The following is a 12,740-nucleotide window of genomic DNA, read 5'->3' on the forward strand; positions in this document are numbered from 1 at the left end:
CGCCAGAGTCGGCAAAACACTACGCCCTCTTTTGTATAGGGGGCTGCCAACATGCAACAGGTCATCACTGCAGATCGCGGACTTGCGCTCGCGTTGGAGAGTGCCAGCGAGTCGACATCGACCACCTGTCTGGCGGTCTCTCGGCTCGGCAGCATCCGCACCAACGCAGCAACGTTTACGTTGTGGGTGCAGCTGCGTGGGCGCGCGTGGGTGGAGTCCAAGGAGGGACGGTTTCGTTTGCGTGCTGGCGACTGGATTGCCTTCGATAAAGACTCCCATCCCACCGTGCAGGCAGACCGCAGCGCGCTGTGTGTCGGCGTCAGCCTGGACAACGATAGCCTGCAATCACTCGCCGAGCTGACCGATGCCACGCTGTATCCGGGCCGGGCCCAGTTGTCGCGCAGCGATCTGCGTATTGCACTGCGGCTGTGGCGTAACGCTGCAGCACTGAGCGGCAGTGCATCCGCCCGCCCGCTGCTGCTGCATCTGGCGGCGATGCAGCGCGACTTCACCGAACAAGAGCAGCGTTGCCCGGGCCGCTCGCGCAGCCGTCGGCGTCAGGTGTTCGGCCGCATGCAACGTGCGCGGCTGTACCTGGAAGGCAACAGCGATCGTGTAGTGCGCATCAGCGAACTCGCGCAGCTGACCAACTTTTCAAGTTGGTACGTTTCCAAGACGTTTCAGAGCTTGTATGAAGAAAGTCCGCAGGCGCTATCCGCACGCTTGCGTCTGGAACGTGCATCGGACTTGTTGCGCGATACCTCGATGATGATCGGCGAGGTAGCAGCCGCAAGCGGCTTCGACAATTGCTGCAGCTTTGCGCGTGCGTTTCGTGCGCGCTTCGGTGTCTCCGCATCGCACTACCGCGACCAAACAGCAAATCCGCCAGATTCGGCAAAGCCAGGGAGCGTGACGCGCAAAGCGACGGCGTTCACGCAATCGTAATTTGCACAGGGGCGCTTAACGCGCCACTAACGAACCCTGGAGAGATTGATGAACCTTCGCACCTCCGCAGTGCGGCTGGGCCTGTTGCCCGCCGGTATTGCGATCGCGTTGACGCCGGCTTTCGCCGCCAATGCACAAGAGCAGTCCGCCCCGTCGACCACGACGCTGGATCGCATTGAAATCACCGGCTCGCGCATCCGTTCGGTCGACGTTGAAACCGCACAGCCGGTATTCACCGTGACCCAGCAGGACATTCAGAAGTCGGGCTTGGTCAGCGTTGGTGACATTCTCCAGAACCTGTCGATTGCCGGCACCCAGACCTATAGCAAGGCTGCCGTGCTGACCTCGAATCCGGAACAGGGCGGCCAGTACGTCAACCTGTACAACCTGGGCGAGAACCGTACTCTGGTGCTGGTGAACGGCAAGCGTTGGACCAGCAGCCTGGCTGGCCTGAGCGATATGTCCACCATTCCAAGCTCGCTGATCGAGCGCATCGAAGTGCTGAAAGACGGCGCCTCGGCAATCTACGGCTCCGACGCCGTGGCCGGTGTGGTCAACATCATCCTGCGTAAGAACTATGACGGTGCAGAAGCTTCGGCGTACTTCGGCCAGAACGGTCGCGGCGACGGCTCCAAGGAGCAGTACTCCTTCACCGCCGGCACCACCACCGACCGCGCGTCGCTGGTGTTCGGTGTCAACTACACCAGCGAAGACCCGGTGTGGGCCAAGGCTCGCCCGCTGACGCGTTACTCGTCTGGTCCGAACCACATTGAAGACGGCTTGAGCGCAACCGGCCCGTGGGGTCGTTTCACCTCCGGCGGCGAAACCTACGTCCTCAACCACACCGGTTCGTTCGACGGTAAGGGCGTGGGTGCAGATTCGCGCAATCTGGCCAACTACCACAACGACATCACCACCGACGACTACTACAACTCTATCGATCAGATGATGTTGCAGCAGTCGAGCAAGAATAAGTCGATCTTCACGACCGGCAGCTACAACATCACCGATAGCATCACCTTCAAGTCGACGGCGATGTATTCCGAGCGCGACTCCAATCGCCAGATTGCCGGTTACCCGCTCAACGCGCGTTCGCAGCCGCAGTTTCCGGTTGCGATCAGTGGCAGCAGCTACTACAACCCGGTCGGCCAGGACATCACCAGCTGGTTCCGCCGTACGGTTGAACTGCCGCGCACCACCGAAAGCAACGTCAAGTCCACCCACTTCGATGCGGCTCTGGAAGGCGTGTTCGACGTCGGCAGCCACGGCTGGAACTGGGACGTGGGCTTCAACTACAACAAGTACGATGTGACGCAGGTTTCGCGCGGCAACATCAACTTGCTGGCGCTGCAGAAGGCACTGGGTCCGTCGTTCCTCAATGCACAGGGTCAGGTGCAGTGCGGTACCGCGGCCAGCCCGCTGCCGCTGGGCACCAGCAATGCGTTGGGCCAGTGCACACCGTTCAACATCCTGGGTGGCCCGTCGGCGTCTACGCCGAACGCGCTGCAGTACATCAACTCGCTGGGTCAGGCCACGCAGCAGAGCCTGAGCAAGCAGTGGACCGCCAACGTCACCGGTGGACTGTTCGACCTGCCGGCCGGTGAGCTGGGCTTTGCAGCAGGTGTCGAACATCGCGAGATCAGCGGTTACGACTACCCGGATCAGCTGTCCAGCGCTGGTTACACCACTGACCTGGCCGCGCAGCCTACCGAAGGTCGTTACCAGACCAATGAAGCCTACCTGGAGTTGCTGATTCCGGTGCTGAAGGACCTGCCGGGCGCCAAGGAACTCTCGTTCGACGTCGCTGCGCGCTACAGCAACTACAGCCGCTTCGGCGACACCACCAATAGCAAGTTCAGCTTCACCTGGAAGCCGATCGACGACTTGCTGGTGCGTGGCACCTACGGCACGGGTTTCCGTGCGCCCACCTTGGATGACACCTTCGGTGGTGGCTCGCAGAGCTTCGATGCCTTCACTGATCCGTGCGATGCCACCTTCGGTTCTCTGGGCAATGCCGGTGTGGCAGCGCGTTGTTCCGCCGAGGGTCTGGCGAGCAACTTCCGTCAGACCGACACCGCGAACAACCCCGTCACCAAGCGCGACGTGCAGGGCAACTCCCCGTTCAATGCCGGTGTTGGTAATGCCGAACTTGAGCCAGAACGCAGCATCACCCGTACAGTCGGCATGGTGTATAGCCCGCATTGGGTGCAGGGCCTGGACTTCTCGCTGGACTGGTACCGCATTTCGATCTCCAACATCATCACCGCGCTGTCGGCCAATGATGTGTTGAACAACTGCTACCTCAACAGCCTGGCCACCTACTGCGCCGATTACGGCCGTGACCCGATTACCGGTCAAGTCACCACGCTGAGCCGCGGCAACGTCAACCTGGGTCGTCTGGAAACCGAAGGCTACAACTTCGGCGTGCGTTACCGCATGCCGGAAACCGCCTACGGCAAGTTCGCGTTCAACCTGGACACCAACTACCTGGCGACCTACAAGTCGCAGGCGCAGTCGGATGCGGATTGGGCGAACTCGGCGGGCTACTGGAACTTCCCGCGCGTGCGTGCCACCTTGGGTCTGGACTGGTCGCTCGGTTCGCTGTCGGCTAACTGGGATCTGCGTTACTACGGCGGCTTCCGCGATTACTGCTGGGACGCATCGGCAGGCATCGAGTGCAACGACCCGAACTACCAGACGCCTAACCCGGGTTGGGGTGGCGGCACCGGTTCCAACAAGAAGGGCTCGATTTCCTATCAGGACGTCTCGGTCACTTGGCAGGCTCCGTGGGATGGCAGCGTGACGGTTGGTGCCCGCAACATCTGGAACAAGCAGCCGCCGATCACCTATTCGATCACCAACAGCAGCACCGCTGCGATCGATCCGATGCTCGACTACGACCGCTTCCTGTTCGTGCAGTACAACCAGCGCTTCTGATCATCGAAGCGACGTAACGAAAAGCGGGCCGAAAGGCCCGCTTTTTTTATGCCCTTTATTCCTGGAGCCGCGATGCGCCGAACAGAACGCTTATGCGCTGTGTCGTTCGCCGGCGTTGAGTCGACCTTTGCATCGCCACTCGGAGGGGTGCATCCCTCGTCCGGGAAGTCCTGCAAAAGCTGCACGCTGCAACGGATGCTGCACCGCTCCGCGCTATCGGCAGCGCCAACGAAAAAGGCGCGAACATGTCGCGCCTTTTATCGTTTTATTATTTGCAACCGGTGCCGAAACTCACGCCTCAGCAAGCCCCAGCAACGTGTCGGCCTGTTCGCGCCAACTCGGCAGGCGGGCGATGACGCCGACCTTGCTCAGATACTCTTCGTCCACGCTTTCGCCGCTGGCCAGTGCCGTGGCCACATGCACTGCGCCGGTGACCCAGAAGCTACGCAAGCTGGAACGCTGCGGATGGCGGTGGAAGGCCACCGCTTCGATGATCGGCATCGGCAGGCCCCACAGGCCGAGCAGGTAGGCGCCGGCTTCGGTGTGGCCCAGGCGTTCGTCGCCGCCTTCGGCCGGCGGTTCGCGCTCGTCGCGCACGCCGGGCAGCAACAGGCCAATATCGGCCAGCAATGCGGCAGTCGAGCCGAGTTCGGCGCTGGTCGGCGGCAATACCTTGGCCGCAAGACGCGAGGAGAGCAGGGCGCGGCGCTGCATCGCGTTGCGCTCGGCCGGGGTGAGCGTCTGCACCGAAAATACTTCGCTGGCCAGTACCAGGTCGCGCAGCGTCGCCACGCCCAGGCGGGTGACCGCCGTGCGCAGGTCGGTGATGCTGCGTCCGCCGGAAAAGAACGCCGAATTGCACAACTGCAGCACCTTGGCCGCGATCGCCGGGTCGCCGGAGATGAGTTTGGCGATGTCGGCCGCATCGGCGCCATCGTCTTCTTCCAGAGCGTGCATCAGGCTCAGATACAGGTGCGGTGGCGAGGGAAGTTTCTCGATGCGTCCGATGGCCGCGCGCAGGCGTGGATTGCTGAGCAGGTCGCGCAGCTCTTCCAGGCTGGTGACGGCTTCGAGCAGCACTTCCGGTGCCAGCGGCATCGGCAAGAAGCGATGCGCCACGCCGATGATGCGGGCCGGCGGCGTGCGCTGGCCATCCTGCGCATCGATCAGCGCAATACGAATGGTGTCCGGGCGCAGCGTGCGGATCTGCCCCAGCAAGGTGGCGGCAGTCAGGTCCGGCAATACCGGCGCAACGATGACGGCGTCGAATGGCGACAGCGCGGCAGCTTCGATCGCCGAATTGCCATCGGCCACCTGTTGCGCCTGCCACTGGTCGCCGAGATCGGCAACATAGTCGACAAGGTCGGACGGAAGACTGGCTTCGTCCCCAACAAACAGAATACGCAAGACACTTCCCCAGAAGTCACCGATGACAGACACCGGCCAAACGCTTTCGGCACTGTACTCAATCTGCCGACTGCGGTCACCGGGATCACGCCAGAAGCGTGATCCCGGTCGCCCCGTACATGCAGGGCAGCATCACGATCGATAGATCAGGGTGCGTCGGAATTGTAGCGTTCCACCGACTCCACCAGGATGCGCTTGGCCTCAGCCGCGCCGCCCCAACCATCGAGCTTGACCCACTTGCCCTTCTCCAGGTCCTTGTAGTGTTCGAAGAAGTGGCCGATGCGCTCCATCCAGTGGCTGGACACCTGGTTGATGTCTTCGATATGCGCGTAGCCGGAGAAAATCTTCTCGATCGGCACGGCCAGGATCTTTTCGTCGCTGCCTGCCTCGTCGCTCATGCGCAGCACGCCGACCGGACGGCAGCGCACCACCGAACCCGGGACCAGCGGCAGCGGCAGGACCACCAGCACATCGGCCGGATCGCCATCGCCGCACAGGGTGTTGGGCACGTAGCCGTAGTTGCAGGGGTAACGCATCGGGGTCGACAGGATGCGGTCGACGAAGATCGCCCCGCTGGCCTTGTCCACTTCGTACTTGACCGGCTCGGAATCCTTTGGGATCTCGATGACGACGTTGATTTCTTCCGGCAGATTCTTGCCAGAGGTGACCAGTTCAAGGCCCATGCGGTTAGCTCCGAGGCGTCAGCAGTGTGTGGAGCGCGATTCTACGCGTTCGGCTGTTGCGCTGCAGCGACACTGAATGGGCAATCTCCTGACCGCTGCGTGCGGCATAGCCCACGTTCATCGCGGGCGGCTCCCCGATCGTTGCGGCCCGGCTGGCGGGGCACGCTGTCGGCTCATCCCTCGCATAGGAAGTGCCATGTCCAGGCTCGCGCGTTTGCTCCTCGTTTTGCTGCTGTCCCTTACCGCCCAGATTGCCGCTGCGGCCACGCCTGCGCCCAACTTCGTGGATGCCGTGGATTGGCCTGCCAATGGCGAAGGCTGGGAGACGTTCATCGATCTGGAGCAGCGACTGGATCGCGATTTCGACAATATCTGCGGCGATACCTTTTGTGCTGGCGAATTCAGCGACTACCAGCCGCTGCGCTTCCGGTGCTCCGTGCATCGCATCACCGGAGTGGTGCGTAGCTGCATCTGGACCTTCGGTGCCAGCGAGGTCAGCGTCGACCCCCGCACTGGCTACCTCCGCTCGGACAGCCGTGTCTGGCGCTGCACGGCGCCATTGAAGGACGGCACCCGCCTGGACGAGATGTATCGCACGCTTGCGGTCACCAATCCGCTGTTCGAGCCACTGCCGGGTGGCGCGCCGCCGATCTACGACGGCTTGATCGGCTGCCTGTGATCGATGGCCGAAGCCGGAGGCCTTGCCAGGGCTGGCGGGCCTCTTCTGCGAGGCACGCTACCGTCGCATCAAAGATGGGCGTCACCACTGCAGCAGCGGGCGTTCTGGCGATCCTGAGCTGGGCAGTGCAGCTGCCGAGGCGGCCTGGTGGCGCTCTAACTGGCGTCGTCCCCAGGCGGTAGCGTCGCCATTGACGGCAATGACGGGCTGCGATCTGCTGCAACTCACCTCGTTGGTCTAGTGCTTCCCGTCATCATGGCCGCAGGTCTTACGACCTGCGGCCACTGCACCGTTACAGCAGTGGCACGAGCAATAAGGCCACGATATTGATGATCTTGATCAATGGGTTGATCGCCGGCCCCGCGGTGTCCTTGTACGGGTCGCCGACCGTGTCGCCAGTGATTGCGGCCTTGTGCGCCTCGCTGCCCTTGCCGCCGAAGTGACCGTCTTCGATGTATTTCTTGGCGTTGTCCCAGGCGCCGCCACCGGTGGTCATCGAAATCGCCAGGAACAGGCCGGTGACAATTGTCCCGATCAGCAGGCCACCCAGCGCACGTGGCCCAAGCAGTAGCCCGACCACGATGGGGACCACCACCGGCAACAACGAAGGCACGATCATTTCGCGGATCGCCGAGCGGGTCAGCATGTCGACGGCGCGGTCGTACTGCGGCTTGGCCGTGCCGGCCATGATGCCGGGGATCTCGCGGAACTGACGGCGGACCTCTTCGACCACCGCGCCGGCTGCGCGGCCCACCGCTTCCATCGCCATCGCACCGAATAGGTAGGGAATCAGTCCGCCGATCAGCAGCCCGATGATCACCGTGTGGTCGGACAGATCGAAGGCGAAGACCTCAGCGGGATGGGCCGCCTGCAGGTTGTGGGTGTAGTCGGCAAACAGCACCAGCGCGGCCAGCGCCGCCGAGCCGATCGCATAGCCCTTGGTCACTGCCTTGGTGGTATTGCCCACCGCATCCAGCGGGTCGGTGATCGCGCGCACCTCCGGTGGCAGCTCGGCCATTTCGGCGATGCCGCCGGCGTTGTCGGTGATCGGGCCATAGGCGTCCAGCGCCACGATCATGCCGGCCATCGACAGCATTGCCGTTGCAGCGATCGCGATGCCGTACAGTCCACCGAAGTGGAACGCGCCCCAGATCGCTGCGCATACTGCGATCACCGGCAGCGCCGTGGACTTCATCGAGATGCCCAGGCCGGCGATGATGTTGGTGCCGTGTCCGGTCGTGCTGGCAGAGGCGACATGCTGCACCGGCGCGTATTGGGTGCCGGTGTAGTACTCGGTGATCCACACGATCAGGCCGGTGAGCACCAGGCCGATCAGTGCGCAGGCATACAACGCCGTTGCACCGTGGGTGTTGTCGCGCATCAGCGACTGGGTGATGGGCCAGTAAGCCAAGGCCGCCAGCACGCCCGACACGATCACGCCTTTATAGAGCGCGCCCATGATCGAGCCGCCGGCTTTGACCTTGACGAAGGCCGCACCCACGATCGAGGCGATAATCGACACGCCGCCCAGCACCAACGGATACAGCACCGCATGTGGCCCGGTCTCGGTCAGGGTCAGGCTGCCGAGCAGCATCGTGGCGATCACGGTGACTGCATAGGTTTCGAACAGATCTGCGGCCATGCCTGCGCAGTCACCGACGTTGTCACCGACGTTGTCGGCGATCACTGCAGGGTTGCGCGGATCGTCTTCGGGAATGCCGGCTTCGACCTTGCCGACAAGATCGGCGCCCACATCCGCGCCTTTGGTGAAAATGCCGCCGCCCAGGCGCGCGAAGATCGAGATCAATGACGACCCGAACGCCAAGCCGACCAATGCGTGCAGGTTTTGCTCCAGCGGCAGCCCCATCGCTTGCAGCGCCGCAAAGTAGCCGGCCACGCCGAGTAGCCCGAGGCCGACCACCAGCATGCCGGTGATGGCGCCGCCCCGGAACGCGACATCCATCGCGCGGCCGATGCCATGCCGCGCCGCTTCAGCGGTACGGACATTGGCGCGCACCGACACGTTCATGCCGATATAGCCGGCCAACCCCGATAACACCGCGCCAAGCGCAAACCCGATCGCGGTGTACCAACTCAGGAACAGCCCAACCAACACGAACAGCACCGCGCCGGCAATCGAAATGGTGAGGTATTGCCGGTTGAGGTAGGCACGCGCGCCTTCCTGGATCGCGGCGGCGATCTCCTGCATGCGTGCATTGCCGCTCGGCTGCGCAACCACCCAGCGCGCCGACACGATTCCATAGACGATTGCCAAAACCGCACAACCCAGCGCAAGCCACAACCCGTAGTGTTCCAGCATGACCCCTCCCAAGAGAATGGATGTCGTCCGGTCAGGACGAACCAAGGGCGATGCACACAACGAGTGGACTGACAAATACGGACTCGACGGCCGCGTGGGCCGTAATGCGCGTCGCGAATGTTCAGGTGGCCGGATCGCGACCGAGTATGCGCCGCAGCTTGCATGGCTACCAGCGCTGCGGCTTTGGCGCGTCGTTCAGTTGCGGCATGACAGCCTGCGGCCAACGTGATCCGGCCGACCAGGAGTCTCCATGTCTCACCATGCTGCGCAAAAATACGCCGCAATGCTTGCAACGCTGTTGCTGACCAGCCAAGCGTTTGCGGCAGATCCCACGCCTGAGCTCAAGCAGCGTGCGCCCGGCTCCGCACAAGCGGTTGGTGCAGTGCACACCTTGCGGCAGATTCCGGAAGCCTGTGCGCGTCTGGAAGGTGTGTTCACCGGCAATGCCGCACAGCCATACACATTGTCGGTGGTACGCAGCAGCCCCACCTGCCAGCCGCGCGCACGCTTCGTCGATTTCGCAAAGGCTACGCCGAGCGTCGCCTCGGGATGGATCTTCAATGATGTGATCCGCGTACCGAGCGCAGCCTGCCCGGCACAGCAAGCCGTCGTACGCGTTTGGCGCAAGCCGGTGGATGCCAAGCCGCAGCTCGACGGGCAAGGCCAGTCGCGCATTTACCTGGAAGATGCCAAGCAACAGGCCGCTGCCGGCAAGATTCCGCAGGTGCCGATGTTCGCTGCGCAGATGACGGTAGAAGGTAAGGCGTGTCAGTAAGAGCGGCGAGCAAGCCCGTTTCACAGCAGGCAGACGGATGGGGCCGGGGTTCGTGAGTTGCATATGCCACTTGCATAACTGAGTTACCGCTCGTCATCTGTATCCAGGCAGATGCTTGCTACTTTCCTCCGCCGCTAAAAGTTAGTAGATGGCGCTGACGACACGGTTGCGCGCTCGCCAGACGGGCGAAGTCGCCGAGATTGGCGTCCGTCAGTGGCTGCAACCGGTTTGTCGCACACAGCGCACATGGGGCTGCAATGGCAGTCAGCATCGTGGCAGTCATCGTGCGATCCGTTCGAGCATGGCCTTACATTACACGCGCAGGCGAGGGCTGGGCCATCTCCTGCGATCGCTGGCTGTCTAGCGCCTGTGACTGGCGCAAGCTTTCCTGCACGGGCGGTACTTCCGCCGTCAGATCGATCTTGGTTCGGATCATTGGATATGGCCGCCGCGCCCGGATCTACACAGCGCTCGGGGGTATTGCCCAAGGGCAGCTTCCAGCCAGGGGGAACATAGACTGGCGTGTCTTCGCGCTCCATGCGCTGTTGCATTTCCTTCCAGCGCTCGGCAGCCATCTCCGCCGCGCCGGCACCGGGTGCGAGGGGGCCGCGCAGATGATTAATGCCATCTGCCACGTTCATGGACTGCATGTGCCGTGATGCCAGGGTCAGGCCGCCGCGCAGCAGCGCCACATCGTCGCGATACTTGTCGATCATTGGTGCGTACTGCTGCGCCAGCTGTTGCGACTTGGGATTTTCCAGTACCGAGCGATCTGGTTTGCCATTGCCGTCAACGGGCAGAAAGTTATGCATGCGATGCGAATCGCCCAACTCCACAGCGACAAGCGGGTTGCGGTCATCCAGCACACTGCGGTCGTTGGCATAACCAGCCTTCTGAAGGGCGGTGATTTCCTGTGGCGCGGCGTAGATCCTGACCTGGCCGTAATGCCTACTGGCAGCGCTGACCGCATCGCCAGCCATTACGTGATTGATGACATCGGTGCCGCCTTCGGAGATACGCCGATCAAGGCTGACCGCGCCATAGGCGTTAAAGGTCTCGCCCTTTAGGCCGTAGTAATGCGCGGTAACTTGGGCCAGATCGCCGCCAAGCGAGTGACCGGTAACGGTGACTTGAGGGGCTGGTTGGCCAGTCTTGAGATGTTTTTGCTCTGCATACATCAACGCATGACGGGTCAAGTCGATCGCATCAGCGATCTGGTTGTTGTGACGTGTTGCAACCATGCCGCCGTCGGTATACACGCCATCTTCTTTTAACTGTCGCTCGGTCTCTGTGCCGCGATGGGCTGCGATAATCTCGCCTGTGTCTATCCTCTCATAGATAACACCCTGATAACCTGATGGGCGATCCATATATTCAAGGCGCCTAACTAGGAAGTCGCCAAGATTCACTGGCTTACTATCGGGGCCCGTCTCGTTAGGGTTTTTATACGCATCGCTTGCAAGCAGTGCGTACTGCTGATGTGTCAGGCTCATTTGGACACCTTTTCAGACTTTAGCGTTATCTGAAATAAGTTGCTCCTGTTGGGTTCTGAGTATTTGTCCGCGCTATATTCGCCGGTGTCTGGGTAGTTATCCATCTCACTTCGCGGATAACCGCCTTTCCAAAAGTAGAACTTTACCGGTCTTGCGTCGTGTATCTGTGATTTGAAGAGCGCAGGCTGAAACCGTGTTTCCTGTTTCTTGCCTGTCGCTCGAAGAGAGATGCCGATTCCATCTAACTCAAATTTGCATACCCCTTTTTTGTAATAGTCAGCATCAACCATGCCATCGGCATAGATCGTCCCAACGTAGGTGGATGCATCACGCTTCTCAAAGTGTATGGGAATGCCATCTTCGTCAGGCTTGTTCCATACACCGGCAATGGGCTCAATTGGCGTGCATTGCTTGTGATTGGTCATTTGGTAGTAGGCTGTCCCTGATACCCGCTCGAACGTCCCCGGCGCATCCTCGATTATCATAGTGATCCGGTACGCCTGCGTCGGATTTGAATTCTTGCTGTAGACCTGATCGCCTTCGGCAGCAGTGTTGCTGGTCTCGTGCCTTTCGGGAGTAACGTCCATGGGCTTGCACCCCACTAAAAGTATCAAGAAAAGATAGCCAACAATCTTTATTTTCAGATAAGCGTTCATGCTGCCATTATACAAAGGACAGACCACTTAGCGGCAGCAATGGAATTGTAGAGCCGGCGAGTGCTACGGTTTATATTAACGCTGTGCAATACGAGGGCAATCAGTAGGAGGCTGCTACCAATCCGATCTCATAAACTTGCATTATAAGATGCATCGCCAGCGGGATGGGTGCAGCGATAACTGCCAGTAGCAGCATCAGCGCAGTCGTGCCTGTTGTCCTTGAAGGTAGTGTGGCGCAGTTGTCTTAATTCCGTGGTCTGTTTGTCTTGGCTGCGTAACCTTTGTTAAAGTTCAGTCATCAGTAAGCTTTGAATATTGGCTCTGAGCAGTTCTGATATATCACTTTGCATTCATTCACTGAGTTTTCTTTTATGCAGTCTGAAATTGCGGCTTTACTTGCAGACTCTATCGAAGGGCCAGCAGAGTAGCTAGTTAGTATATTCCCGGTCTGTGTAGGAGATCCCGTCTGCGCAGGCTCAGAGATTGCTGCGCAGCGATTTTCGTAAACGTAAACCACACGGCAATTTGCTTCTCTTCGGCTTGTTTGTTTGCATTTGTCTAATGCAACTTTCTCGGCATCTGCTTTCTTGATTTTTCCGGTAGATACACCGAAATTATTATTGCTATCATTGGCGATTGCGCCCCAGGTTTTTATCCATTTCCCGCTGGGACGTGGCTCCTGCTGGATTTCGTTTCCTTGCGGAATAGGTGCACAAGCCACAGCCCCTTGCCCACCGATTTGATATTGCCCCACTGGGCAACCTTGCGCCCAGGCAGATATCGGGATAAGCAAAGTTAGGAGTACTAATAGGAGGGGAATCCTCATGGCTGTGTTTACCTATGTC

Annotated in this window: 9 protein-coding genes and 1 pseudogene; 4 read left to right on the plus strand and 6 right to left on the minus strand. The window is 60.6% G+C overall.

From position 1 onward, the window contains the following. Positions 1 to 51: 51 nt before the first annotated feature. Together M0D43_RS15690 and M0D43_RS15695 are read left to right on the plus strand one after the other, a co-directional pair. Positions 52 to 945: a helix-turn-helix domain-containing protein gene (locus M0D43_RS15690; protein WP_252162144.1), complete on the plus strand. Its 894-nt coding sequence runs from the start codon at positions 52 to 54 to the stop codon at positions 943 to 945. A 48-nt stretch (positions 946 to 993) separates the two neighbouring features. Next, positions 994 to 3,882, plus strand: a complete 2,889-nt coding sequence (locus M0D43_RS15695; protein WP_162300937.1) for a TonB-dependent receptor plug domain-containing protein — start codon at positions 994 to 996, stop codon at positions 3,880 to 3,882. A 291-nt stretch (positions 3,883 to 4,173) separates the two neighbouring features. Here the strand turns inward: M0D43_RS15695 and M0D43_RS15700 are convergent, their stop codons facing one another. Both M0D43_RS15700 and ppa read right to left on the minus strand, forming a co-directional pair. Continuing rightward, on the minus strand, positions 4,174 to 5,322 hold the full coding sequence (locus tag M0D43_RS15700; protein ID WP_252162145.1) for an HDOD domain-containing protein: 1,149 nt from the start codon (positions 5,320 to 5,322) through the stop codon (positions 4,174 to 4,176). Between the two features lie 113 nt (positions 5,323 to 5,435). Beyond that, positions 5,436 to 5,972 carry an inorganic diphosphatase gene (gene ppa, locus M0D43_RS15705; protein WP_005990841.1) on the minus strand — a complete coding sequence of 179 codons (537 nt, stop codon included), beginning with the start codon at positions 5,970 to 5,972 and terminating at the stop codon, positions 5,436 to 5,438. Positions 5,973 to 6,168: 196 nt separating this feature from the next. Here ppa and M0D43_RS15710 point away from each other — a divergent pair, with 196 nt between their 5' ends. Then, complete coding sequence (locus tag M0D43_RS15710) at positions 6,169 to 6,651, plus strand: hypothetical protein (protein WP_101362034.1); 483 nt, start codon at positions 6,169 to 6,171, stop codon at positions 6,649 to 6,651. 292 nt (positions 6,652 to 6,943) lie between these two features. Here the strand turns inward: M0D43_RS15710 and M0D43_RS15715 are convergent, their stop codons facing one another. Continuing rightward, the gene (locus tag M0D43_RS15715) at positions 6,944 to 8,971 is read right to left on the minus strand and encodes a sodium-translocating pyrophosphatase (protein WP_252162146.1); all 2,028 of its coding nucleotides are present in this window, start codon (positions 8,969 to 8,971) and stop codon (positions 6,944 to 6,946) included. A 250-nt stretch (positions 8,972 to 9,221) separates the two neighbouring features. Here M0D43_RS15715 and M0D43_RS15720 point away from each other — a divergent pair, with 250 nt between their 5' ends. Further along, positions 9,222 to 9,746, plus strand: a complete 525-nt coding sequence (locus M0D43_RS15720) for a hypothetical protein (protein ID WP_252162147.1) — start codon at positions 9,222 to 9,224, stop codon at positions 9,744 to 9,746. A 307-nt stretch (positions 9,747 to 10,053) separates the two neighbouring features. On the opposite strand, the pseudogene M0D43_RS15725 reads toward M0D43_RS15720, so the two are convergent. From M0D43_RS15725 to M0D43_RS15735, 3 genes and pseudogenes are all read right to left on the minus strand, one after another. After that, a pseudogene (locus tag M0D43_RS15725) lies at positions 10,054 to 11,239 on the minus strand (Tle-like phospholipase domain-containing protein). Beyond that, the gene (locus M0D43_RS15730; protein WP_252162148.1) at positions 11,236 to 11,895 is read right to left on the minus strand and encodes a hypothetical protein; all 660 of its coding nucleotides are present in this window, start codon (positions 11,893 to 11,895) and stop codon (positions 11,236 to 11,238) included. The pseudogene M0D43_RS15725 and the gene M0D43_RS15730 overlap by 4 nt, the downstream one beginning before the upstream one ends. A gap of 298 nt (positions 11,896 to 12,193) precedes the next feature. Continuing rightward, positions 12,194 to 12,721: a DUF4189 domain-containing protein gene (locus M0D43_RS15735; protein ID WP_252162149.1), complete on the minus strand. Its 528-nt coding sequence runs from the start codon at positions 12,719 to 12,721 to the stop codon at positions 12,194 to 12,196. Positions 12,722 to 12,740: the final 19 nt, after the last annotated feature.

Origin of the sequence: Xanthomonas prunicola (assembly GCF_025266575.1) — a bacterium.
GTDB classification, from domain to species: domain Bacteria; phylum Pseudomonadota; class Gammaproteobacteria; order Xanthomonadales; family Xanthomonadaceae; genus Xanthomonas; species Xanthomonas prunicola.

Bases quoted from the DNA above. Each gene is read 5' to 3' on its own strand.
- M0D43_RS15695 (WP_162300937.1), top strand. From the start codon at position 994: ATGAACCTTCGCACCTCCGCAGTGCGGCTGGGCCTGTTGCCCGCCGGT.
- M0D43_RS15735 (WP_252162149.1), bottom strand. From the start codon at position 12,721: ATGAGGATTCCCCTCCTATTAGTACTCCTAACTTTGCTTATCCCGATA.
- M0D43_RS15715 (WP_252162146.1), bottom strand. From the start codon at position 8,971: ATGCTGGAACACTACGGGTTGTGGCTTGCGCTGGGTTGTGCGGTTTTG.
- M0D43_RS15690 (WP_252162144.1), top strand. From the start codon at position 52: ATGCAACAGGTCATCACTGCAGATCGCGGACTTGCGCTCGCGTTGGAG.
- M0D43_RS15710 (WP_101362034.1), top strand. From the start codon at position 6,169: ATGTCCAGGCTCGCGCGTTTGCTCCTCGTTTTGCTGCTGTCCCTTACC.
- M0D43_RS15730 (WP_252162148.1), bottom strand. From the start codon at position 11,895: ATGAACGCTTATCTGAAAATAAAGATTGTTGGCTATCTTTTCTTGATA.
- ppa (WP_005990841.1), bottom strand. From the start codon at position 5,972: ATGGGCCTTGAACTGGTCACCTCTGGCAAGAATCTGCCGGAAGAAATC.
- M0D43_RS15720 (WP_252162147.1), top strand. From the start codon at position 9,222: ATGTCTCACCATGCTGCGCAAAAATACGCCGCAATGCTTGCAACGCTG.